The sequence below is a fragment of the Bradyrhizobium daqingense genome (assembly GCF_021044685.1).
Lineage (GTDB): Bacteria > Pseudomonadota > Alphaproteobacteria > Rhizobiales > Xanthobacteraceae > Bradyrhizobium > Bradyrhizobium daqingense.
Genome location: NZ_CP088014.1, coordinates 78,058 through 102,202 on the forward strand (window position 1 = coordinate 78,058; position 24,145 = coordinate 102,202).

Here is a 24,145-nt window from a genome sequence, read left to right on the forward strand (position 1 = left end):
GCGTTAAGGCGATTTAGATACGCCTCATTAACCATGCTTTGACGAATAGCTGGTCAACTGCCGATTACGGCGGCGGCAGCGTCGCGGCGTCTTGTTGGAAAGTGAAGCGTATGAATAGGGCACGCATTGTCGTCCTGACGGTCGCCATCTGCGCCGGCGGCGTCGCCGCGTACCTGGCGAGCGGCTCGGACAATTCTGCGCCGCCTCCAGCTCCGGTTGCGCAGCTCCCGACCGTCGACGTCCTCGTCGCCAAGAACGACATCGGTCTCGGCCAGACGGTCAAGCCGGAAGACGTGCAATGGCAGACCTGGCCGGCCGCGACCGCCAGCGCCGCCTTCATCCGCCGCAATGAGCGTCCCGAGGGCGCGACCCAGGTGGCTGGCTCGATCGCGCGCGCTCCCTTCATTCAGGGCGAGCCGATCCGCGACCAGAAGCTGGTCAAGGCAGAGAACTCCGGCTTCATGGCCGCAATCCTGCCGAGCGGCATGCGGGCGATCTCGACCGAAATCTCGCCGGAGACCGGCGCGGGCGGCTTCATCCTGCCCAACGACCGCGTCGATGTGATCCTCACGCGCCGCCTCAAGAATCCCGACCAGAGCAACGGCGCCCCCGACATCATCACCTCCGAGATCATCCTGGCTAACATCCGTGTCCTCGCCATCGACCAGGCGCCGAAGGAGAAGGATGGCCAGAACACGGTGGTCGGCAAGACCGTGACCTTGGAACTCAATGCCGCGCAGACCCAGGCGCTTTCGTCGGCCCGCCAGGCCGGGACGCTGTCGCTGGCGCTGCGCAGCATAGCCGACGTCAAGGTGAGCGAGATCACGCTCGATGACTCCGCGCAGAAGCGCGACGGCGTTTCGATCATCCGCTACGGCATTCCGAGTCAGACGGCAAAAGCACGATGAAGACAGTCGATATCAAGCACAGGGCGAACGCGGTGACGATGCGAACCTCGGTGGTTCGCGCTCTGTCGTTTTCGGCCGCTCTTGCGCTGGCGCTCAACCCGGTGCTGACTCCCGTGGTCGCTGCCGACTACCGCCCGGTCGCCCCGGTCGCGGCCGACGGCCAGATCAACGCGCGCTTTCTCTCGCTCGGCGTCGGCAAGTCCGTCGTGATCGATCTGCCGCGGGATATCAAGGACGTGCTGGTTGCGGATCCCAAGATCGCCAATGCGGTGGTCCGCTCGGCGCAGCGCGCCTACATCATCGGCGCGACCGTCGGCCAGACCAACATCGTGTTCTTCGATTCCGCCGGCCAGCAGATTGCGGCCTATGACATCGCGGTCAAGCGCGACCTCAACGGCGTGAGGGCCGCGCTGAAGCAGATCCTGCCCAACTCCGACATCCAGATCGACGGCCTCGGCGACGGCGTCGTCCTGAGCGGCACGGCGGCGAACCCGCTGGAGGCGCAGCAGGCGAACGACCTCGCCGCGCGACTGGCCGGTGGCCCCGACAAGGTGGTGAACTCGATCGTGGTCCGCGGCCGCGACCAGGTCATGCTGAAGGTGACCGTCGCCGAAGTCCAGCGCAACATCGTCAAGCAGCTCGGCATCGACCTCTCCGCGAATCTGAACTACGGCACCTCGGTGGTGAGCTTCACCAACTCCAATCCGTTCACGGCCCTCGGCCGCAATCTCGTCGACGGCAACAACCTGACCACCAAGTTCGGCGCGACGCCGAGCGTGCAGGCCACCTTGCGCGCGATGGAGACTGCGGGCGTGATCCGGACGCTGGCCGAGCCGAACCTGACCGCGATCTCCGGGGAGTCCGCGACCTTCATCGCCGGCGGCGAATTCCCGGTGCCGGCGGGCTATGCGTGCGATCCCGTCACGCATGTCTGTACCACCCAGATCAGCTTCAAGAAGTTCGGCATCTCGCTCAACTTCACGCCGATCGTTCTGAGCGAAGGCAAGATCAGCCTGCGCGTGATGACGGAAGTCTCGGAGCTGTCGAACGAGAATTCGATCACGCTGTCCCAGGCCGTGAGCGCGAATTCGGTGAACTCGTTGACGGTGCCCTCGATCAGGACCCGCCGCGCCGAGACGTCCCTGGAAATTCCTTCGGGCGGCGCGATGGCGATGGCCGGCCTGATCCAGCAGCAGACCAAGCAGGCCGTCAGTGGATTGCCGGGGTTGATGCAGCTCCCGATCCTCGGCACGCTGTTCCGTAGTCGCGACTTCGTCAACAACGCGACCGAGCTGGTCGTGATCGTGACGCCCTATGTCGTTCGCGCGGTCGCACAAAAGGATCTGTCGCGCCCGGATGACGGCTTCTCCGCGCCTGCAGATCCGCAGGCCCAACTGATCGGCAACATCAACCGCATCTACGGTGTGCCGAACCGGACCGAACCGGCCAGAAACTACCGCGGCACCTACGGCTTCATCACCGACTGAGGCGAACGGGGACTTCACGATGAACACAAGACCACCCCAGCTTCGCAAGCGCGCCCTATGCCTCGGTGGCGCGCTCGTCGGCATGGCGCTCGCCCTCGGCGGCTGCCAGCACGACGAAGCGCTCACCGCCTCCATTCCGGACGACTACAAACAGCGCCATCCGATCGCGGTCGAAGAGCAGAACCGCTCGATCGTCGTTTTCGTCGGCCATGCGCGCGGGGGCCTCACCGCCGCCCAACGCGCCGACGTGATGGGAGTCGCGTCAGCCTGGCTGCACGAGGGGACCGGCGCCATCCGTATCGACGTGCCGTCCGGCACGCCGAATGCGCGTCCGGTGGCGGACACCATGCGTGAAATCCAGGCGATGCTTGCGGCAGCAGGCGTTCCGCCGCGGGGCATCGTCGCTCGTCCCTATCAGCCGGAAGACAAGCGCTTCCTGCCGCCGATTCGACTCACTTACTCCAAGATCGCCGCGGTCGCGGGTCCCTGCGGCCTGTGGCCGGAGGACATCGGTCCCTCGATGAAGAACAAGCGTTGGTTCGAGAACAAGGACTATTACAATTACGGCTGTGCCTATCAGCGGAATCTCGCTGCGATGGTCGCCAATCCTTCGGATCTCGAGCAGCCGAGGCCTGAAACGCCATCCTACACGGCGCGCCGCACCATGTCCTTCGAGAAATACCGCAAGGGCACGACCACGGCGACCACTTATCCCGAAGCCGACAAGGCCAAACTCAGCGACACCGGCAAATGATCAGCTACGCTCGCCAACCTCAAGAAGAGCAGCCGGAGACTCCGCCGCCACCTGTTGAGGAGCATATTGCACCCTCGCCGCGTGTCTCGGTGCAGGCCTTCTGCGAGACCGTGGAGACCGCTGCCGCGGTGCAGTCGGCCGGAGAGGATCGCCGTCTCGGCAAGGCCCATCTGAAGATCCAGATGGGCGGCATGGCGGCGGCGATCGAAGCCTATCGCTCTGCCCCGACGCCGAACGTGATCGTGCTCGAGAGCGACGGCCGCAACGACCTCCTGGGCGGGCTCGACCAGCTCGCCACCGTCTGCGATGCCGGTACCCGCGTGGTCGTGATCGGCCGCATCAACGACGTCATGCTCTACCGCGAGCTGGTGCGCCGCGGCGTTAGCGACTACGTGCTCGCGCCGGTCGGCGCGATCGACGTCGTGCGCTCGATCTGCAACCTGTTCTCGGCGCCCGAAGCCAAGGCGGTCGGCCGCATCATCGCCGTGGTCGGCGCCAAGGGCGGCGTCGGCGCGTCCACCATCTCGCACAACGTCGCTTGGGCGATCGCTCGCGACCTTGCGATGGACGCGGTCGTCGCCGATCTCGACCTCGCCTTCGGCACGGCCGGCCTGGACTACAACCAGGACCCGCCACAGGGAATTGCCGACGCGGTGTTCTCTCCCGATCGCGTCGACACGGCCTTCATCGACCGCCTGCTGTCGAAATGCACCGACCATCTCAGCCTGCTGGCGGCGCCTGCGACGCTCGACCGGGTCTATGATTTCGGTTCCGATGCGTTCGATTCCGTGTTCGACACGCTGCGCTCCACCATGCCTTGCATCGTGCTCGATGTCCCGCACCAATGGTCGGGCTGGACCAAGCGCGCCCTGGTCGGCGCGGACGACATCCTGATCGTGGCGGCACCTGATCTCGCTAATCTGCGCAACACCAAGAACCTGTTCGATTTGTTGAAGGCCTCGCGCCCCAACGACCGGCCGCCGCTCTACTGCCTGAACCAGGTCGGCGTCCCGAAACGGCCCGAGATCGCCGCCGCAGAATTCGCCAAGGCGATCGAGAGCCAGCCGGTCGCCTCGATCCCGTTCGAACCGCAGATCTTCGGCTCGGCGGCCAACAACGGCCAGATGATCGCGGAGATCTCCGCCAACCACAAGTCGATCGAGATGTTCCTCCAGATCGCCCAGCGCCTCACCGGCCGCAGCGAGACGAAGAAACAAAAGTCGTCCTTGTTTTCACCCCTGATTGAGAAGTTGCGGGGAAAATAGCCGCCGCATGGAGTCGTTAAGTGTTCGGTAAGCGTAGCGGAACAGACACCGACTTGCGGGCTCCCAAGCCCGGCGCCGTGGCGCCCGAGCCTTCCCTGGCTCCGGCGCCGACGGTGTCGCGCGCGCCGCCCCCGCCGGCCGTCGCCTCGCCGCCGCTCGCCCCCGTCAAGGCCCCGCCGCCTCCCCCCATGGAGAGCCGGCGCTCGGACAATTACTACGAGGTCAAGGCGACCATCTTCGGCGCGCTGATCGAGGCCATCGACCTCGCCCAGCTCGCCAAGCTCGATTCGGAGTCCGCGCGCGAGGAAATCCGCGACATCGTCAACGAGATCATCGCGATCAAGAACATCGTGATGTCGATCGCCGAGCAGGAAGAGCTGCTCGACGACATCTGCAACGACGTGCTCGGCTACGGCCCGCTGGAGCCGCTGCTCGCGCGCGACGACATCGCGGACATCATGGTGAACGGGGCCGGCACCGTCTTCATCGAAGTCGGGGGCAAGATCCAGCGCACCGGCATCCGTTTTCGCGACAACCAGCAGCTCCTCAACATCTGCCAGCGCATCGTCAGCCAGGTCGGACGCCGCGTCGACGAATCCTCGCCGATCTGCGACGCGCGCCTCGCCGACGGCTCCCGCGTCAACGCCATCGTGCCGCCGCTGGCGATCGACGGTCCCGCCCTCACCATCCGAAAGTTCAAGAAGGACAAGCTGACGCTCGATCAGCTCGTCAAGTTCGGCGCGATCTCGCCTGAAGGCGCCGAGATCCTCCAGATCATCGGCCGCGTCCGCTGCAACGTGCTGATCTCCGGCGGTACCGGCTCGGGCAAGACGACGCTGCTGAACTGTCTGACCAACTACATCGAGCACGACGAGCGCGTCATCACCTGCGAGGACGCCGCCGAGCTCCAGCTCCAGCAGCCGCATGTGGTGCGGCTCGAAACCCGGCCGCCCAACATCGAAGGCGAAGGCCAGGTCACCATGCGCGAGCTGGTGCGCAATTGCCTGCGTATGCGCCCCGAGCGCATCATCGTCGGCGAAGTCCGCGGACCCGAGGCGTTCGACCTGCTACAGGCCATGAACACGGGCCATGACGGCTCGATGGGCACGCTCCACGCCAACAATCCTCGCGAGGCGCTGTCGCGCTGCGAATCCATGATCACCATGGGCGGCTTCTCGCTGCCGTCGCGCACCATCCGCGAGATGATCTGCGCTTCCATCGACGTCATCGTCCAGGCCGCGCGCCTGCGCGACGGCTCGCGCCGCATCACGCACATCACCGAGGTGTTGGGCATGGAAGGCGACACCATCATCACGCAGGACATCTTCCTCTACGACCTGATCGGCGAAGACGCCAACGGCAAGATCATCGGCAAGCACCGCTCGACCGGCATCGGCCGCCCGAAATTCTGGGAACGCGCCCGCTATTACGGCGAGGAAAAGCGTCTCGCCGCCGCGCTCGACGCCGCGGAATCGGCACCGCCGAATTGAGCAGGTCGCCATGAACATGCAGGTCCTCGCCCTCGCCTTTCTCGCCACTGCCGCCGTCGGTGGCATCGCCTGGGTCTTCCTCTATCCGCTGCTGTCCGGAGAGCGGAAAGCGGAAAGCCGCCGCGCCTCGATCGCGCGCGCCGACGCGCCCGCAGCCAAGCAGACCGAGAAGAACCAACGATCGCGCCGTGAGCAGGTCGAGACCTCGCTCAAGGATCTCGAGGCGCGGCGTCAGCAGGAAAAGAGCGTTCCGCTCAGCGTCCGCATCTCGCAGGCAGGACTCGACTGGACCCCGCAGAAATTCTGGGTCGTGTCCGCCGTCGTCGCAGGCCTGCTGTTCGCCGCGGCGATGCTCGTCGGAGGCGGCTTGCTGGGCGCCGCCGGCCTCGCTTTTGCCGGAGGCTTCGGCCTGCCGCGCTGGGCGCTGAACTTCCTGAAGAAGCGACGCGAGACCAAGTTCCTGGCGGCGCTTCCCGATGCGGTCGACGTGATCGTGCGCGGCATCAAGGCGGGTCTGCCGCTGTTCGACTCGATCAAGGTCGTAGCGGCCGATTCACCGGAGCCGCTGCGCAGCGAGTTCCTGGCCATCATCGAGACGCAGGCGATCGGCATGCCGCTCGGCGAGGCCTGCTCGCGGCTCTATGAGCGCATGCCGCTGCCTGAGGCGAACTTCTTCGGCATCGTGATCTCGATCCAGCAGAAGTCGGGCGGCAACCTCTCCGAAGCGCTCGGCAACCTCTCCAAGGTGCTGCGTGACCGAAAGAAGATGAAGGAGAAGATCCAGGCGATGTCGATGGAAGCCAAGGCTTCGGCCGGCATCATCGGCTCGCTGCCCCCGATCGTGATGTTCCTCGTCTATCTCACCACGCCACACTACATCTCGCTGCTTTGGACCCACCCCACCGGTCAGCTCATGCTGGTCGGCTGCGTGATCTGGATGTCGATCGGCATCATGGTGATGAAGAAGATGATCAACTTCGATTTCTGACGGTGTCGTATGGTCGAGTTTCTCGTTTCGAAGCTACATGACGTCCGCTTCATGACCATGCTGCTGGCGGCCATTGCCGCCAGCGCAACCGTCTATACGCTGGTGATGCCGCTGTTTGCCGGCGAGGGACTCTCCAAGCGCATGAAGGCGGTGGCGAGCGAACGAGAGCGCTTGCGGCAGCGCGAGCGCGAGCGCCTCAACAAGAACGAAAAGGTTTCGCTGCGCCAGACACCGAAGCAGCTCGTCTCCAAGGTGGTCGAGGACTTCAACCTCACCAAATGGGTGGCGCAGGAAGCCGCCCGGGACAAGCTGATCATGGCGGGCTATCGCGGCCAGGCTCCCTACATCACCTTCCTGTTTGCCCGCGCGGTCGCTCCGCTCGCGCTCTTCGTCGGCGCCGCCATCTACGTCTTCTTGATCGCGCACCTCGAGCAGTCGATGCCGATCAAGATCGGCATCTGCATCGGCGCAGCCTATCTCGGACTTCAGGCGCCGATGCTCTTCCTCAAGAACGCGATCTCCAAGCGCCAACTCTCGATCAAGCGCGCGTTTCCAGATGCGCTCGACCTGCTGCTGATCTGCATCGAATCCGGCATGTCGGTCGAAATGGCGTTCCGGAAGGTCGCGACCGAGATCGTCGGCCAGTCGATCGCGCTGTCGGAGGAGTTCGCGCTGACCACGGCCGAGCTGTCCTATTTGCAGGACCGGAAGATGGCCTATGAGAACCTGGCCCGGCGCACCGGGCTCGAAGGCGTCAAGTCGGTGTGTCTCGCACTTCAGCAGGCGGAACGTTACGGCACGCCGCTCGGGCATTCCCTGCGCGTCATGGCGCAGGAGAATCGCGACATGCGCATGAACGAGGCCGAGAAGAAGGCAGCCGCACTGCCCCCGAAGCTGACGGTGCCGATGATCCTGTTCTTCCTGCCGGTGCTGTTCGTGGTCATTCTCGGACCGACGGGCATCAAGATCACCGAGCTGCACTGAGGCGCGAGACCGCGCGCAGTTCGCCGGCGTCGTTGCCTTCCAATGATCAGATCAATCAGTCGGGCTGGCTGAGCGAGGCGACCGGAGTCCGCTTCGGAGCACCGCGCGGGACGTCGTTGCGGCTCAGCATGTCCTTGAGATAGGCGACGTTGGCCGCGGCCTGATCCGGCGGCAGGTCTGCCTTCACGATAATCTCCGCCTCGGCGAAGCGACCTTGAAGACCGACGACCAAAGCGAGATTCTGCCGCACGCGGGCGCTCGCGCGTGGCGAAGCGTAAGCCTGCCGCAACGCCTCTTCGGCCTTGGGCAGGTTCCTCGTCAACATGTAGGACAGGCCGAGATTGGAGAGCACGCCGGGATCACCCGGCGCGATCTTCAGCGCGCTCGCGTAGTAGGAGCGCGCCTCCTCGTGACGGCCCATCTGATCGAGCGCGGTACCCTGTACCGAGAGCAGGCGCCAGTCCGGATTGTCGGGCGAATGCGCCTTCGCCAGCACGTCGAAAGCCTGCTGGAAATTGCCGTTGTCGGCGAGCGCCCGGCCATACTGGGCGAGCAGCGCCTTGTTGCCGGGATTGGCGATCGTCGCCTGCTCGAGCACGGCGGCGGCCTGGGCGCGCTGACCATTGGCGCGCAAGGCCTGGCCATAGGCCAGCGCGGCTTCGGCGTCCTTGGGATTGGCGCGATAGCGCTCGCCATAGACTTCGGCGGCGCGCGCCGGATCGGTGGGGGCAGCTTCCGCGCGCGTCCCGACCGAGCCCGTGACGTCGGAGAGCTTCGACATGGCCGTGCAGCCGCCGAGACTAATCGCCACCATCGCGCCGAGCGAGGCGGACGCAAGAAGCCGGGCAAGACTGAACCGTTGACGCATGACGATTTGACTCTCGAGCCAATTGATCGAGCCGAACGTGCCAGCAATAGACTGTTAACCCTAACGAGCGGTTAACGTCAGCCTGCCTGCCCCATGGCAGCGCCTGCGGCGGCGCTTCGCCGAGATCGAGGCCGAACGCTCTCAATGCCTCGTTCAGGTCGCACAGCGATTTCGCTCTTCGTCGCGCCTGAAGCTCGACACCCTCGCGCGGCGCCGAGACGACGTAGGTGCAGAACGCATGCGTCCAATCCGGCTCCGGTTCATCATAGAAGCTGCGGCGCATCAACAGCCGCCGGGCGAGCGCTGCAGCCTGATCCAGCTTCAGCGCGGCGCAGGAACCGATCTCGATGGCGAAGCCGATTGCAGCGGCGGCGAAACTCTGCGAAGTCTCGTCCGTTCGCATGACCTTGTTGATCCGGATCCGCAATGCCTTCTGTCTTCGAGACGACCTCAATTGCCATCCCCATCACCTTCGTGACCAAGACGAGCTGGGATGCCGTTCGCGAGACGCTGCCGCCGGCGCAACGCCAGTTCGCCGCCGCGAGCGCTTACTCCGCCAAGCCGGGCGGCTATCTCGCCCTGCCTGCCCCCGATGGCGCGATCGCGCGGGTGCTGTTCGGTCTCGAGGATGAAGGTGCGAAATCGCGCGACCTGTTCAGGCCGGGGGCCCTGCCCGGCCTGCTGCCGCCGGGGACCTATCGCTTCGCCAATGCGCCGCACGATGCACGCCTCGCAGCGCTCGCCTTCGTGCTCGGCACTTACCGCTTCGCGCGCTACCGCAAGGCGGACAGGCCCGAGGTCCGGCTGGTGCCGCCTGAGGGCGTCGATGCGACCGAGATCGACCGCATCGCAGACGCGACCATGCTCGCGCGCGACCTCATCAACACGCCATCCAACGACATGGGACCGGAGGAGCTCGCCGCGGCCGCGCAAGCGCTCGCCGCCGAATTCGGCGCAAGCTTCGCCTGCACCATGGGCGAGGAGCTGGAGAAGCACTTCCCGCTGATCCATGCCGTCGGCATGGCCTCCGGCCGCGCGCCGCGGCTGATCGACATCGGCTGGGGCAATCCTGATCATCCCAAGGTGACGCTGGTCGGCAAGGGCGTGTGCTTCGACACCGGCGGCCTCGACCTGAAGCCGTCGAGCGGCATGCTGATCATGAAGAAGGACATGGGCGGCGCCGCCAACGTGCTGGCGCTCGCGCGCATGGTGATGGACGCGAAGCTGAAGGTGCGGCTGCGCGTGTTGATCCCGGCCGTTGAGAATGCGGTCGCCGGCAATGCCTTCCGTCCGCTCGACATCTTCACCTCGCGCAAGGGCATCACGGTCGAAATCGGCAACACCGACGCGGAAGGACGCCTGGTGCTTGCCGACGCGCTGGCGCTGGCCGACGAGGAGAAGCCGGAGCTGCTGATCGACTTGGGCACACTGACCGGCGCGGCCCGCGTGGCGCTGGGTCCGGATCTGCCGCCCTTCTACACCAATGACGAGACGCTGGCCGCCGATGTCGCACGTTGCGCGGCGAAGGAGAACGATCCGTTGTGGCGCATGCCGCTATGGCCGCCTTACGATGCGTGGCTGGATTCCAAGACGGCGACGATCACCAATGCGCCGTCGGGGGGCTTCGCCGGCTCGATCACTTGCGCGCTGTTCCTGCAACGCTTCGTCGAGCACGCCGCGAGCTGGCTGCATGTCGACATCTACGGCTGGACGCCGTCGGCCAAGCCGGCGCGGCCCGAAGGTGGCGAGTGCCAGGCCGCGCGGGCCATCTACGCACTCCTGAGCGAACGTTATGCATGATCCGCGAATAACGCCGGCACGGGGCGACATCGCCGCGAAATATCTCGAAGGCAAGGTCGCGGCGGATCGCTACGTCAGCGGCGAGGAATTCGAGGTGGTCGAGCCGGTTGCACCGGTGCGCGAGCAACCGTCACCGGGTGCGATGCTGATGACCGAGGCGCTGCGCGGTGAGCGCGTCACGGTCTATGACCGCAACGGCGAAGGCTGGGCCTGGGGTCAGCTCAACGGCGACGGCTATGTCGGCTGGCTGCCCGATGCAGCGCTGGCGCGCCCTACGGCGGCGCCGACCCACGTCGTCAGCGCGCTGCGGACGTTTGCGTTTCCCGGCCCCTCGATCAAGCTGCCGCCGGCGGACACGCTGGTGCTGGGATCGAAGCTCACGATCGTGCGCGAGGATGGGCCCTTCGCCGTGAGCCGCGACGGAACGTTCCTGCCAAGGACGCATCTCGCGCCGCTCGATCACCGCGAGCCGGATTTCGTCACCGTTGCCGAACGCTTCGTCGGCACGCCCTATCTGTGGGGCGGCAAGAGCAGTCTTGGCATCGACTGCTCGGGCCTGGTGCAGGTCTCGCTGACATCTTCGGGCATCGGCTGCCCGCGCGACAGCGACATGCAGCAGGCCGGCCTCGGCCGCGCGCTGGACCCGCTTGAGCGGCGCAGCTTGCGTCGGGGCGATCTGATCTTCTGGAAGGGCCATGTCGCCATCGTCCGCGACGCCAGCACCATGGTTCACGCCAATGCCCATCACATGGCGACCGTGATCGAGCCGATCGAACCGGCGATTGCGCGGATCAGGCAGGCCGGCAGCGAGGTGGCCGCAATCAAGCGGCTCTGACGAACGCTACGTCGCCACCGACCCATTCCCTGCCGTCTCCAGCCGGAATGCGGCCGCGAACAGCGCGCGCGCGTAATCGGTCTTTGGATTCTTGAACAGCTCGGCGGCCTGCCCCTCCTCCACGACCTTGCCGCCGCGCATCACGATCAGGTGGCTCGCGAGCGAGGCGACGACGCGCAGATCGTGCGAGATGAACATGTAGGTCAGCTCGCGCTTGCGCTGGAGCTCGCGCAACAGGTCGACCATCTGCGCCTGGAATAGCATGTCGAGCGCGCTGGTCGGCTCGTCCAGCACGACGAAATCCGGCTCCAGCACCACCGCGCGCGCGATGCTGATGCGCTGGCGCTGCCCGCCGGAGAATTCATGCGGATAGCGGAAGCGGGTCTCGGGATTGAGCCCGACGTCCTCCAGCGCCTTGACGACGCGCGCCTCGCGCTCCTCGCGCGACAGTCCCGGCTGATGCACGGAGAGGCCTTCGGCTATGATGTCTGCGACTGACATGCGCGGCGAGAGCGAGCCGAACGGATCCTGGAACACGATCTGCATGTCGCGCCGGAAGGGGCGCATCTCCTTGAACCGCAGGCCCTGGATGTCCTTGCCGAGGAAGACGATGCGCCCGTTCGATGAGATGAGCCGCAACAGTGCGAGCCCCAGCGTGGTCTTGCCCGACCCGGATTCGCCGACCACGCCGAGCGTCTCGCCCTTGCGCACGGCGACGCTGACGCCGTCGACCGCCTTGATGTGGCCGACCGTCTTGCGCATCAAGCCGCGCTTGATCGGAAACCAGACCTTCAGATCATCGACCGACATCACCACCGGCGCATCCGGCTGTGGTGGCGCAGGGTCCGGCTTCGGCTCCGCGGCGAGCAGGTCGCGCGTGTAGGGATGTTTCGGGGTCCTGAAGACCTGCTCGACCGGTCCCTGCTCGACGATCTCGCCGCTCTTCATGACGCAGACAGTGTCAGCGATGCGGCGCACGATGCCGAGATCGTGGGTGATGAAGAGCAGGCTCATGCCGAGCCGCGAGCGGATCTCGGCGAGCAGGGCCAGGATCTGCGCCTGCACGGTGACGTCGAGCGCCGTGGTCGGCTCGTCCGCAATCAGTAGATCCGGCTCGTTGGCGAGGGCCATCGCGATCATCACGCGCTGGCGCTGGCCACCGGAGAGCTGGTGCGGATAGCTGTTCAGCCGCGTCTCGGGGTCGGGAATGCCGACCTGGGTCAGCAATTCCAGCGTCCGCTTGCGCGCCTGCGCATTGCTGGTCGGATTGTGCAGCTGGATGATCTCGCCGATCTGCGCCTCGATCGTGTGCAGCGGATTGAGCGAGGTCATCGGCTCCTGGAAGATGATGGAGATGTCGCTGCCGCGAATCTCCCGCATCTGTTGCTCCGAGCGATCGATCAGCTCCTGGCCCTTGAAGCGGATACTGCCCGAAGGGTGCGAGGCGTTCGGATAAGGCAGCAGCTTCAGGATCGAGAGCGCGCTGACCGATTTTCCGGAGCCGGACTCGCCGACCAGCGCAACGCATTCGCCGCGCTTGATCTGGAACGAGACCTTGTCGACCGCGAGCGTGGTGGCGCCGCCCTGGTGGAAGGCCACCGAGAGATCGCGCACGCTGAGCAAGGGCTGGTTGATCGCGTCCATCACGCCCTCACCTGAACGTCTTGCGCGGATCGAAGGCGTCACGCACGGCTTCGCCGATGAAGATCAGCAGCGACAGCATGATCGCAACCGAGAAGAAGCCGGAGAAGCCGAGCCAGGGCGCCTGCACGTTGGATTTGGCCTGGGACAGCAACTCGCCCAGCGAGGGCGATCCCGGCGGCAGGCCGAAGCCGAGGAAATCGAGCGCCGTCAGCGTCATCACCGAGCTCGACAGAATGAAGGGCAGGAACGTCATGGTCGCGACCATCGCGTTCGGCAGCAGGTGACGGAACATGATGACCCGATTGGAGACGCCGAGCGCGCGCGCGGCCTGAATGTATTCGAAATTGCGCCCGCGCAGGAACTCCGCCCGCACGAGACCGACCAGCGAAACCCAGGAGAACAGCAGGAGGATGCCGAGCAGCACGAAGAAGCCGGGCACGAGCACGGAAGACAGGATCAGGAGAAGATAGAGCGAGGGGATCGCCGTCCAGATCTCGATGACGCGCTGGAAGATGAGATCGACCCAGCCGCCGAAATAGCCCTGCACCGCGCCGGCCGCGATGCCGATGACGGACGAGACGATGGTGAGGCACAGGCCGAACAGCACCGAGATGCGGAAGCCGTAGATCAGGCGCGCCACCACGTCACGGCCCTGATCGTCGGTGCCGAGCCAGTTGTATTCGAGGTCGCGGCAGCTCTTCAGCCCCTTCTTCTCCACCACCGGCTGGCATTGTTTCTCGGTCAGCATCCAGGTCGGAGGCGACGGCGCCGGCGTCGGCAGATCCAGGTTGTGGGTGTCGTAGGAATAGCGGATCAGCGGCCAGACGATACTGCCGCCCTTGTCCTTGATCAGCTTCTGCAGATAGGGGTCGCGGTAGTCGGCCGCCGTCTCGAAATCGCCGCCGAAGGTCGTCTCCGAATAGGTGACGAAGGCCGGCCAATAAAGCCGGCCGTCGAACTTGATCAGGAAAGGCCGGTCATTGGCGATCAGCTCGGCGAACAGGGAGATCACGAACAGGGCGATGAAGATCCAGAACGACCAGTAGCCGCGGCGGTTCGCCTTGAAGTTCTGCCAGCGCCGCTTGTTGAGCGGCGACGGCGCAAACGACTTGCGCGTGATCGGCACGGCATCGCCGAGCGGCGACTTCGCCGTGGTCTCGATCGGCGTCGGCGCAGTCAGCGTCATCAAACCTCCCGCGCCTCGAAATCGATCCGGGGGTCGATCCACATATAGGTGAGGTCGGAGATCAGATTGATCACGAGGCCGACCAGCGAAAAGATGTAGAGCGTGCCGAACACGACGGGATAGTCGCGGTTGAGCACGCTCTCGAAGCTGAGCAGCCCCAGCCCGTCCAGCGAGAAGATGGTCTCGATCAGCAGCGAGCCCGAGAAGAAGGCGTGGATGAAAGTCCCGGGAAAGCCTGCGATCACGATCAGCATCGCGTTACGGAAGACATGGCCGTAGAGCACGCGGCTCTCGCTGCATCCTTTGGCGCGTGCAGTCATGACGTATTGCTTGCGGATCTCGTCCAGGAACGAGTTCTTGGTCAGGAATGTCATGGTGGTGAACGCCCCGAGCCCCATGGCGATCAGCGGCAACGTCAGGTGCCAGAAATAATCGATGATCTTCCAGTACCAGGGAAACTGCGACCAGCCGTCCGAGGTCAGACCGCGCAACGGGAACCAGTTGAAGAAGGAGCCGCCGGCAAACAGGATGATCAGGAGGATGGCGAACAGGAAGCCGGGAATCGCATAGCCCAGCACGAGAACGGTCGACGTCCAGGTATCGAAGCGCGCGCCGTCGTTGACCGCCTTGCGGATGCCGAGCGGGATCGAGATCAGATAAGTGATCAGCGTCAGCCAGATCCCGAGCGAGATCGAAACCGGCAGCTTCTCCTTGATCAGCTGGATCACGCTGACGTCGCGGAAATAGCTCTTGCCGAAATCGAAGCGCGCGAAATTCCACACCATCAGGAGAAAGCGTTCGGGCGCCGGCTTGTCGAAGCCGAACTGCGCCTCCAGCTTCTTGATGAAATCGGGATCGAGCCCCTGCGCGCCGCGATATTTCGAGTTGACGGCATCGCCCCCGGCCCCGACCTGCCCCGGCGCGCGCTGCGCAAAATCGCCGCCGCCCGAAATGCGTGACGTGCCGCCGGTGTCGGCCCCCGACAGCTGCGCGATCACGCGCTCGACCGGCCCGCCCGGCGCGAACTGCACGACGACAAAGGACACGAAGAGGATCCCCAGCAGCGTCGGGATCATCAGGAGGAGACGGCGGGCGATGTAAGCGCTCATGATTATTTCGCCTGCTCGAGCTTGGCGGCCTTGGCCGGTTCATGCCACCAGATGTCGGGCGCGCCGACGCCGTTGGCATACCGCGGCAGCCTCGTTGGATGGCCGAACTGATCCCAATAAGCCAGCCGATGCGTCTTGTTGTACCATTGCGGCACCCAATAGCGGCCGGCGCGGAACAGGCGATCGAAGGCGCGGCAGGCGACAGTCAGATCCTCGCGGCTATCTGCTGCCATGATCTTCTCGATCATGGCGTCGATGGCCGGGCTGGCGACGCCTGCGAGATTGTAGGAGCCTTTGGTCGCCGCGACCTGGGAGGAGAAGAACGAACGCATGGCATCGCCCGGCGTCGCCGACATGCTGAAGCGCTGGATCGTCAGGTCGAAGTCGAACTCGTCCTGGCGCGCCCTGTACTGCACGGCATCGACGAGACGTATGTTGGCTTCGATGCCGAGCGTCGCCAGATTCTTGATGTAGGGCGCGTGATGCGGCTGGAAAGACGGCTCGTCCAACAGGAACTCGATCCTGAACGCCTCGCCGTTCGGCAGCATCCGCTTGCCATCCTTGATCGGCAGGCCGGCCTCGTTGAGCAGTTGCTGCGCCTTGCGCAACAGGCCGCGATCCTGTCCAGATCCGTCCGTGACCGGCGGCGTGAACGGCGCGGTGAAGACATCGTCGGGAACCTGGCCGCGAAACGGCTCCAGCAGCTTCAGCTCTTCCGGCGACGGCGGCGCATTGCCTGCCATGAGATCGGAATTCTGGAAAGGCGACACCGTACGGGCGTAAGCGCCGTACATGATGGTCTTGTTGGTCCACTCGAAATCGAAGGCGTTGATCAAGGCCTCGCGCACGCGCGGATCCTTGAACTTGTCGCGCCGCGTATTGATGAACCAGCCTTGCGCACCGGAGGGCGTGTCGTCGGGCACGACCTCCATCTTGACGCGGCCGTCCTTCACGGCCGGGAAGTCATAGCGCGTCGCCCAGATGCGCGAGGTGAACTCCTCACGGTAGAGATAGTTCTTGCCCGTGAACCCTTCGAAGGCGACGTCGCGGTCGCGATAGAATTCATAGCGCACCACATCGAAATTGTAGCTGCCGCGGCAGGGCGGCAGATCGGCGGCCCACCAGTCCTTGACCCGCTCGAACTCGATGTAGCGATTGACCTCGAACCTGCCGACCTTGTACGGACCGGACCCGAGCGGGATATCCAGCGTCGATTCGTCAAACGGCCGGGACGCGTAATAGGCTTTCGAAAAGATCGGCAGCCCGGCGACATAGAGCGGCACATCGCGGGCGCGTCCCTTGGCGAAGGTGACGACGAGCGTCGCATCGTCGATCGCTTCAGCGCTCACCACGTCGCGCATCTGCACGATGATCAACGGGTGGCCCTTGGCCTTCAACGTCGTCAGCGAGAACGCAGCATCATGCGCGGTGAGCCTGGTGCCGTCGTGGAATCTCGCCTCCGGCCGCATCGTGAAGCGATAGACCAGCCGGTCCGGCGATATCTGCACGGATTTTGCGGCAAGCCCGTACATCGCGTCCGGCTCGTCGCTCGCGCGCACCATCAGCGGCGAAAACGTCATGTCCATGCCTTGCGCGCCATCGCCCTTGAGGATGAAGGCGTTGAGCGAGTTGAAGGTCTGATAAGATTGGTTATGCGATTTTGTGGACGGAATCAGCGAGAACGTGCCGCCCTTCGGCGCAGCCGAATTGACGTAGTCGAAATGGCGGAAATCGGCGGGATATTTGAGATCGCCGAACGCGGAAATGCCGTGGGCCTCGCCTCCCGCTTCTGATGCCCGCGCGCGCAGCAGGGGCGATCCGATGGACGCACCCAAGGCGCCAACACCCAAGGCCAACACATGGCGACGTGACATCTGCGTCATGCGGGCAATGTCCTTCACGACTTCTTTGCGATCCGCGCCGCCTTGTCTGCGTCATACCACCAGATGAACGGGAAGCTGGACTGACCGTATCTGGGCAGTTCCGCCGGCCGGCCGAAGCGATCCCAACGTGCGGTACGCACCTTGTTGTAAGTCCATTGCGGCACGACGTAGTGATTCCACAGCAAGACGCGATCGAGCGCCTTGGTGGCGGCGACGAGGTCGTCGCGATCCGTGGAATAGATCACTCGCTCGATCAGCTTGTCGATGGCCGGATTCTTGATGCCGGCGATATTGCGAGACCCCGCGATATCGGCTGTTTTCGACGACCAGAACTCACGCTGCTCGTTGCCGGGCGATTGCGACTCGCCCCACGAGTTCGTGATGATGTCGAAATCCCAATCGCGGGTCCTGTTCTCGTATTGGGTCGGATCGACCGTCCGCACGCTGACGGCAATGCCGAGCCGCTCCAGCGACGGCTTGTAGAACAGCGTGATCCGCTCGAAGCTCGGATCGGAGTTCAGCAGCTCCAGGGTGAACTGGGCGCCTGTCTTGACGTCGACCAGCTTGCGATCTCGCACCTCGTAGCCGGCCTCCTTGAGCAGGCGCAGCGCCTCGCGCAGATTATCGCGCACGGCTTCCGGACTGCCACCGACCGGATTGCTATAAGCCGTCGTAAAGACTTCGGGCGGCACCTGGGCGCGGACCGTCTCCAGGATCTCGAGCTCCTTGCCCTGCGGCACGCCGGTCGCCATGAGCTCCTCGATGCCATCGAAATAGCTGCTGATGCGCTTGTACTGACCGAAGAAGATCTGCTTGTTCATCTCCTCGAAGTCGAAGGCGTAGTTGAGCGCACGCCGCACGCGGGGATCGCTGAACTTGGCGCGGCGTAGGTTCGGCACGAACGCCTGCATCACGCCGGAACTGCGATTGGCGAACTCTTCGAGGATCACGCGCTTTTCGTTCACGGCCGGGAAGTCGTAGGCCGTCGCCCAGTTCTTGGCGCTGTTCTCGGTGCGCCAGTCAACCTGATCGGCCTTGAAGGCTTCGATGGCCACGGTGCCGTCGCGGAAATATTCGTAGCGCAGCTCGTCGAAATTGTTGCGGCCCACATTGATCGCGAAATCGCGGCCCCAATAATCCTTGACGCGCTCCAGCGCGATCGAGCGGCCGGCTACGAATTCCTTGACCTTGTAGGGGCCCGAACCGAGCGGCACCTCCAAGGTGGTGGCGGAGACATCGCGCTTGCGGCCCTGGGCGTCCGTGCCCTCCCACCAATGTTTCGGCAAGACCGTGAGCTGTCCGACGATCTGCGGCAGTTCGCGATTGCCGGGCGCGTCGAATACGAACTTCACCTCACGCTCGCCGACCTTCTCGGCCTTCACCACATGGCTGTAATAGGCCGAGTACATCGGATGGTGCTTCTTGAAGGACTCGAGCGAGAAGATCACGTCCTCGGGCGTGACGGCCTTGCCGTCATGCCATTTGGCCTGCGGCCGCAAGCGATAGGTGACGAAGGAAAAATCGTCCGGATGGCTGACCGCTTCGGCCAGCGCGCCGTATTCGGTCGAGACCTCGTCAAGCGAGGGCGTCGTGAGAGATTCGTAGATGAAGGTGACGGCGCCGGCGACCTGCCCCTTCACACCGGAGACGACGATGTTGAAATTGTCGAATGTGCCCACCGCGATCTGGCGCGCGACGCCGCCTTTAGGCGCTTCCGGGTTGACGTAATCGAAGCGCTTGAAATCGGCGGGGTACTTGACCTTACCGAACAGCGACAGCGCGTGGCGCCAGGGCAGTTCGCTGGAAGACTGCGCGTGCGCGGCGCCGACGGAAACGCCCGCGACGGAACCAAGGGCGGGGAGCGCTGCGGCGGCAGTGCCGGTGAGCAGGAGATCGCGTCGGGTAATGGCCAAATCTACATCCCTGTCTTGAAGGAGGTTACTCCTTTAAGTTCCCAATATAGGCGAGGTTTCGACCGAATATGTTGCTTTTTCCTCATCTTGAAAGCCCAGGCGGCCTATCGGATGCGGCCAAACGCCCCGATAACGTCGCCGCGAGGTCCGGATAAGGAAACGGCCAGGCTTGCCAGCCTGGCCGCAATTCCAAGACGGAATATTGGGACCTTACTTCGACGCCGTCGGCAGCGGCTGGGGTTTCTCCGACAGCGAATTCAGATAGGCAATGACATCGGCGCGCTCGGAGTCCTTGGCGATACCGGCAAAGCCCATCGCCGTGCCCGGAATGAAGCCCTTCGGATTGGCGAGGAACTTGTTGAGGTCGTCGAAGCTCCAGTCGCCGCCCTTGGCCTTCAAGGCAGCAGAGAAGTTGAAGCCACCACGGCCCTGGCCCTTGGCCTCGCCGACGACGCCATAGAGGTTCGGACCGACGCGATTCGGGCCGCCCTTCTCGAACGTGTGGCAGGCGCCGCACTTCTTGGCGGCCGCCGCGCCCTTCTCGACGGAGGCGGTCTGGAGCAGCTTCTCGATCGGTTCGGACGGTGCGGCGGCAGCGGCGCCTTCCTTGCCGCCACCGGCATCTTGCTTCACTGCGATCTCGAAGCCCGGCTTTTCCGGCATCTTGGGCGAAAACAGCGCCTGGGCGGTGAAGCTGGTCACCAGAAGAAAAAGACAGGTGCCAAGCACGGCACCCATGATCTTATTGAGTTCGAAAGAGTCCATTTCCGGCCAGGCCCCACCGCAAGAAGGAAACAGCGGCCCAAGCGGCCGCCAGGACGCGCCTCGGGAGAATCAAACATTCCCATTGTTTCCCCGAGTTTTGCCATTGAGATATCGGTTTGCCCGGGGTCTGGCAACCCGTATAAGCGACCCCGCTTTCAGCCCGTCCCCAGCCGCTTGTCGGCGCGGAAAATGCCCCGTTTCCAGGCCCTTGACCCAATGATCGACTCCCGCATCCTGGTGCTGATCCCAGCCCGCATGGCCGCCACCCGCCTGCCCGGCAAGCCGCTCGCCGACATCGCGGGCCTGCCGATGATCGTGCATGTCCTGCGCCGCGCGGAGGCCGCTGCGATAGGCCGGGTCGCCGTCGCAACCGACACGCCGGAGATCGCCTCCGTGGTGACGGCCCATGGCGGCGAGGCCGTGATGACCCGCCCCGACCACCCCTCCGGCTCGGACCGCATCCACGAGGCCATGCAGAAGCTCGATCCCGACGGCAAGGCCGAGATCGTGGTCAATCTCCAGGGGGATTTCCCGACCATCACCATCGACAACATCCGCGAAGTGCTGCCGCCGCTGCAAGACGCGGCGGTGGACATCGCAACACTGGCCTCGCAGATCCACACCGAGGAAGAGGATCTCGCGCCGAGCGTGGTGAAAGCAATCGGGACCTCGCTTGGCGGCAAGCGGATGCGCGCACTTTATTTCACGCGCGCGACCGCCCCGACCGGCGACGGACCGCGTTACCACCATATCGGCCTCTATGCCTATCGCCGCGCCGCGCTGGAGCGCTACGTCTCGCTACCGCCGTCTCCGCTGGAATTGCAGGAGAAGCTCGAGCAGCTCCGGGCGCTGGAGGCCGGAATGCGCATCGACTTCACCATCGTCGATACCGTGCCCCGCGGTGTCGATACGCCCGCGGACCTGGAGACCGCACGCAGCATCCTTTCCAAATCCTGAGCCGCTGCTACAAGGCCGAACATGAGCAAGATGAAGATCGCATTCCAGGGCGAACCTGGGGCCAACTCCCACATCGCCATCGTCGAGGCCTATCCCGACGCCGAGCCGATGCCCTGCGCCACCTTCGAGGACGCGCTGTCGGCGATCTCGTCCGGCGAAGCCGATCTCGGCATGATCCCGATCGAGAATTCGGTCGCGGGCCGCGTCGCCGACATCCACCATCTGCTGCCGGCCTCCGGCCTCTTCATTGTCGGCGAATGGTTTCTGCCAGTCCGCCACCAGCTGATGGCTGTGAAGGGCACCAGGCTCGAAGACATCAAGAGCGTGGAGAGCCATGTGCATGCGCTCGGCCAGTGCCGGCGCATCATCCGCAAGCTCGGCATCAAGCCGATCGTGCATGCCGATACCGCCGGTAGCGCCCGCGACATTTCCGAGCGCAAGGACAAGAGCGTCGCCGCGATCGCCTCGCGCCTCGCCGCAAAGATCTACGGCCTCGACATCCTCGCCGAGGACATCGAGGACGAGGCGCACAACACCACGCGCTTCGTGGTGCTGGCGCGCGAGCCGAAATGGGCGGCGCAAGGCTCGGGTTCGCTGGTCACGACGTTCGTCTTCCGGGTGCGCAACCTGCCGGCGGCGCTCTACAAGGCGCTCGGCGGCTTTGCCACCAACGGCGTCAACATGACCAAGCTCGAAAGCTACATGGTCGACGGCAATTTCTTCGCGACGCAGTTCTATGCCGACGTCGACGGTCACCCCGACGACAAGGGCCTCGCCTTTGCGATCGAGGAGCTGAAGTTCTTCTCGCGCGAATTCCGCATCGTCGGTGTCTATCCGGGCCATCCGTTCCGCGCGACGTTCAGCGAGACGCAGGATTAGTGGTCGCCCCGGCGAAGGCCGGGGCCCATAACCACCAACGCGCGTTGCTGCGGAAGAATCTCTGACACCTTGTCTCAACAGAGACATCACGCGGTATGGGTGCCGGCCTTCGCCGGGACGACAGCTAGACTAGCCTCCACCTTTCACCGATCCAAACGCCTCCGCCAGCAGCGAATAGGACTTCTTCCGCGCCTCGTGGTCGTACACCGCGGTGATCACCATCAGCTCGTCCGGCTTGCTGGCATAGATCAGCGGCTGAAGCTTCTTCTGCACGGTCGCCGGACTGCCGACGAACAGGCGCGAGCGGTTGCGCAGGATCGAGATGCGCTCGGCATCCGTATAGGGATAGGCCAGCGCCTCCTCGACGCTCGGCAGCGGCAGATATTGACCGCGGTCGCGGCGAAGGCGGTTGAGGTCGAAGGAGCTGGCGAGCCGTTCGGCCTCCTCGTCGGTGTCGGCCGCGATGGCCGCGACCGCGAGGATCGCATGCGGGGACGGACGCCAGGCCGAGGGCTGGAAGCGGTTGCGATAATGCACCATCGCGTCGACCGCGTCGTGGGAGGCGAAATGATGGGCGAAGGCGAAGCCCATGCCGACCTGCGCGGCGAGCTCGGACGAATAGTCGCTGGAGCCGAGCAGCCAGATCGGCGGCAGCCTGGTATCGTCGGGCATGGCGACGACGTTGTTGTAGGGATGGCCCGAGGGGAATTCGCGGGTTTCCCACAAGATCAGCTCGTGCAGCCGCTCCAGGAAATCGTCGCCCTCGCGGCGATCGAGCCGGCTGCGCAGCGCGTAGGCGGTGGCGCCGTCGGTGCCGGGGGCGCGGCCGAGACCAAGGTCGATGCGGCCGGGAAACAGCGCCTCCAGCATCTTGAAGCGCTCGGCCACCACCAGCGGCGCGTGGTTGGGCAGCATCACGCCGCCGGAGCCGACGCGGATGTGCTTCGTCACCGCCGCGATCTGCCCGATCATCAGGTCGGGCGCGGGGCTCGCGACGGATGCGAGGTTGTGATGTTCGGCGAGCCAGTAGCGGACATAGCCGAGCCCGTCGACGTGGCGCGCGAGGTCGATGCTGTTGCGCAGCGCCGCGGCGGGCTTGGTGCCGGTGGTGACGACCGAGAGGTCGAGGACTGAGAGCGGGATCATGGCGCGTTAACGTAATGGAGAGCTGTGCCGCGGCAACGGCAGGCTGCGCAGGCCTGACGTGTACGAGCCGGGGGCAATTCGGAGCTACCTGTTGGGATGATCTGTGCACGCAAATCCATCGACTTTTCTGCCCACTGCAAGATTCATTGACCCGGAACGAAGTAACTCGGACAAAAATGCAATAAAATCCGCCACATCACGTGATCACTACGTTTCCCACTAGCACTTCCTCCCCTAACAAAACTCGCCTCAAACGGCTAAGAATGGGCAATTTCCCATTACCGATGGGCTGTTGGCGATACCGCCTTTGGCGTATCTTAGCCTCTCCAAGGTAGACCGACCGCTGCCTGACATTGGAGTGAGTGGTGCCATGACTGACGTGACGACGCCTGCGACAGCAGAGGGGCACCTGAGGCGGCCTGCGATCTCCTTCGAGTTCTTTCCGCCCAAGACGGAAGAGATGGAGCGGAATCTGTGGGACACCATCAACCGGCTGGCCCCGCTCGACCCCAAATTCGTCTCGGTGACCTACGGCGCCGGAGGCTCGACCCGCGAACGCACGCATTCGACCATCGCCCGCATCCTGAGGGAGACTGCGTTGCTGCCGGCCGCGCATCTGACCTGCGTCGGCGCCTCGCGCGGCGAGATCGACGAGATCGTCGACCGCTATCATGAGGTCGGCGTGCGCCACATCGTCGGCCTGCGCGGCGATCCCGCCGGCGGAATCGGCACGCCCTATAGCAGCCATCCCGACGGCTACCAGAGCTCGGCCGAACTCGTCGCGGGAATCAAGAAGCGGCACGGCGACATCGAGGTGAGCGTGTCCGCCTATCCGGAGAAACATCCGGAAGCGCGCGACTTCGATGCCGACATCGACACGCTTCAGGCCAAGGTCGATGCGGGTGCGACGCGCGCGATCACGCAGGTGTTCTTCGATAACGATCTCTACTTCCGCTATCTCGACCGCGTCCGCGCCCGCGGCATCGACATTCCGATCGTGCCGGGAATCATGCCCATGCACAATTTCAAGCAGGCGAGAGCCTTCGTCACCCGCGCCGGCACCACCGTACCGGACTGGTTCGCCGCGAAATTCGACGGCCTCGACGACGATGCCGAGACCCGCAAGCTGGTGGCCGCGACGGTTGCCGCCGGCCAGGTTCAGAAGCTGGCCAAACGCGGCGTCGACACCTTCCATTTCTACACCATGAACCGCGCCGATCTCGTGTTCGCGATCAGCCATTTGCTCGGCATTCGCGCCAAGAGCGCGCAGAAGGCGGCTTGAGA

21 protein-coding genes are annotated in these 24,145 nt (G+C 64.5%); 12 read left to right on the top strand and 9 right to left on the bottom strand.

Annotation, left to right across the window (positions count from 1 at the left end; all coding sequences use genetic code 11):
- The first annotated feature begins 110 nt into the window (after positions 1-110).
- From cpaB to LPJ38_RS00410, 7 genes are read left to right on the top strand one after another with little or no spacing between them, the layout of a single operon-like run.
- Entirely contained in the window at positions 111-908 is a 798-nt protein-coding gene (cpaB, locus tag LPJ38_RS00380; protein WP_167520387.1) for a Flp pilus assembly protein CpaB, read from the top strand.
- On the top strand, positions 905-2,395 hold the full coding sequence (locus tag LPJ38_RS00385) for a type II and III secretion system protein family protein (RefSeq protein ID WP_145630852.1): 1,491 nt from the start codon (positions 905-907) through the stop codon (positions 2,393-2,395). The genes cpaB and LPJ38_RS00385 overlap by 4 nt, the downstream gene beginning before the upstream one ends.
- A gap of 19 nt (positions 2,396-2,414) precedes the next feature.
- Positions 2,415-3,149 carry a CpaD family pilus assembly protein gene (locus LPJ38_RS00390; protein ID WP_145630851.1) on the top strand — a complete coding sequence of 245 codons (735 nt, stop codon included), beginning with the start codon at positions 2,415-2,417 and terminating at the stop codon, positions 3,147-3,149.
- On the top strand, positions 3,146-4,414 hold the full coding sequence (locus LPJ38_RS00395; protein WP_145630850.1) for a CpaE/TadZ family protein: 1,269 nt from the start codon (positions 3,146-3,148) through the stop codon (positions 4,412-4,414). Before LPJ38_RS00390 ends, LPJ38_RS00395 begins: the two co-directional genes overlap by 4 nt.
- Before the next feature lie 20 nt (positions 4,415-4,434).
- Positions 4,435-5,904 (top strand): TadA family conjugal transfer-associated ATPase, encoded by a 1,470-nt coding sequence (locus LPJ38_RS00400; protein ID WP_145630849.1) that lies wholly within the window; start codon positions 4,435-4,437, stop codon positions 5,902-5,904.
- 10 nt (positions 5,905-5,914) lie between these two features.
- Positions 5,915-6,892, top strand: a complete 978-nt coding sequence (locus tag LPJ38_RS00405) for a type II secretion system F family protein (protein WP_145630848.1) — start codon at positions 5,915-5,917, stop codon at positions 6,890-6,892.
- A 9-nt stretch (positions 6,893-6,901) separates the two neighbouring features.
- Positions 6,902-7,876 carry a type II secretion system F family protein gene (locus LPJ38_RS00410; protein WP_145630847.1) on the top strand — a complete coding sequence of 325 codons (975 nt, stop codon included), beginning with the start codon at positions 6,902-6,904 and terminating at the stop codon, positions 7,874-7,876.
- Positions 7,877-7,931: 55 nt separating this feature from the next.
- Here LPJ38_RS00410 and LPJ38_RS00415 read toward each other — a convergent pair whose 3' ends face one another.
- Both LPJ38_RS00415 and LPJ38_RS00420 read right to left on the bottom strand, forming a co-directional pair.
- On the bottom strand, positions 7,932-8,744 hold the full coding sequence (locus LPJ38_RS00415) for a tetratricopeptide repeat protein (RefSeq protein WP_145630846.1): 813 nt from the start codon (positions 8,742-8,744) through the stop codon (positions 7,932-7,934).
- On the bottom strand, positions 8,677-9,147 hold the full coding sequence (locus tag LPJ38_RS00420) for a hypothetical protein (protein ID WP_145630845.1): 471 nt from the start codon (positions 9,145-9,147) through the stop codon (positions 8,677-8,679). The genes LPJ38_RS00415 and LPJ38_RS00420 overlap by 68 nt, the downstream gene beginning before the upstream one ends.
- A gap of 23 nt (positions 9,148-9,170) precedes the next feature.
- Between LPJ38_RS00420 and LPJ38_RS00425 the strand changes: the two genes are divergently transcribed.
- On the top strand, positions 9,171-10,544 hold the full coding sequence (locus LPJ38_RS00425) for a leucyl aminopeptidase family protein (protein WP_145630844.1): 1,374 nt from the start codon (positions 9,171-9,173) through the stop codon (positions 10,542-10,544).
- The gene (locus tag LPJ38_RS00430; RefSeq protein WP_145630843.1) at positions 10,537-11,379 is read left to right on the top strand and encodes a C40 family peptidase; all 843 of its coding nucleotides are present in this window, start codon (positions 10,537-10,539) and stop codon (positions 11,377-11,379) included. The genes LPJ38_RS00425 and LPJ38_RS00430 overlap by 8 nt, the downstream gene beginning before the upstream one ends.
- Before the next feature lie 6 nt (positions 11,380-11,385).
- Here the strand turns inward: LPJ38_RS00430 and LPJ38_RS00435 are convergent, their stop codons facing one another.
- The 6 genes from LPJ38_RS00435 to LPJ38_RS00460 all read right to left on the bottom strand — a co-directional run bounded on the left by LPJ38_RS00435 (position 11,386) and on the right by LPJ38_RS00460 (position 19,879).
- Entirely contained in the window at positions 11,386-13,023 is a 1,638-nt protein-coding gene (locus LPJ38_RS00435; protein WP_145630842.1) for an ABC transporter ATP-binding protein, read from the bottom strand.
- A gap of 7 nt (positions 13,024-13,030) precedes the next feature.
- The gene (locus LPJ38_RS00440) at positions 13,031-14,209 is read right to left on the bottom strand and encodes an ABC transporter permease (RefSeq protein ID WP_145630841.1); all 1,179 of its coding nucleotides are present in this window, start codon (positions 14,207-14,209) and stop codon (positions 13,031-13,033) included.
- A complete protein-coding gene (locus LPJ38_RS00445) occupies positions 14,209-15,318 on the bottom strand; it encodes a microcin C ABC transporter permease YejB (RefSeq protein WP_145630840.1) in 1,110 nt (369 codons plus the stop codon). The genes LPJ38_RS00440 and LPJ38_RS00445 overlap by 1 nt, the downstream gene beginning before the upstream one ends.
- A 2-nt stretch (positions 15,319-15,320) precedes the next feature.
- Complete coding sequence (locus LPJ38_RS00450; protein ID WP_145630839.1) at positions 15,321-17,201, bottom strand: extracellular solute-binding protein; 1,881 nt, start codon at positions 17,199-17,201, stop codon at positions 15,321-15,323.
- 14 nt (positions 17,202-17,215) lie between these two features.
- Entirely contained in the window at positions 17,216-19,114 is a 1,899-nt protein-coding gene (locus LPJ38_RS00455) for an extracellular solute-binding protein (protein ID WP_145630838.1), read from the bottom strand.
- Positions 19,115-19,324: 210 nt separating this feature from the next.
- Entirely contained in the window at positions 19,325-19,879 is a 555-nt protein-coding gene (locus tag LPJ38_RS00460; protein WP_145630837.1) for a c-type cytochrome, read from the bottom strand.
- Between the two features lie 216 nt (positions 19,880-20,095).
- Here LPJ38_RS00460 and LPJ38_RS00465 point away from each other — a divergent pair, with 216 nt between their 5' ends.
- A complete protein-coding gene (locus tag LPJ38_RS00465; RefSeq protein WP_145630836.1) occupies positions 20,096-20,836 on the top strand; it encodes a 3-deoxy-manno-octulosonate cytidylyltransferase in 741 nt (246 codons plus the stop codon).
- A gap of 21 nt (positions 20,837-20,857) precedes the next feature.
- Positions 20,858-21,715, top strand: coding sequence for a prephenate dehydratase (locus LPJ38_RS00470; protein WP_145630835.1), 858 nt, complete (start codon positions 20,858-20,860; stop codon positions 21,713-21,715).
- Positions 21,716-21,844: 129 nt separating this feature from the next.
- Here LPJ38_RS00470 and LPJ38_RS00475 read toward each other — a convergent pair whose 3' ends face one another.
- Positions 21,845-22,861 carry an LLM class flavin-dependent oxidoreductase gene (locus tag LPJ38_RS00475; protein ID WP_145630834.1) on the bottom strand — a complete coding sequence of 339 codons (1,017 nt, stop codon included), beginning with the start codon at positions 22,859-22,861 and terminating at the stop codon, positions 21,845-21,847.
- A 370-nt stretch (positions 22,862-23,231) separates the two neighbouring features.
- On the opposite strand from LPJ38_RS00475, the gene metF reads away from it, so the two are divergent.
- The gene (gene metF, locus LPJ38_RS00480; RefSeq protein ID WP_167520386.1) at positions 23,232-24,143 is read left to right on the top strand and encodes a methylenetetrahydrofolate reductase [NAD(P)H]; all 912 of its coding nucleotides are present in this window, start codon (positions 23,232-23,234) and stop codon (positions 24,141-24,143) included.
- Positions 24,144-24,145: the final 2 nt, after the last annotated feature.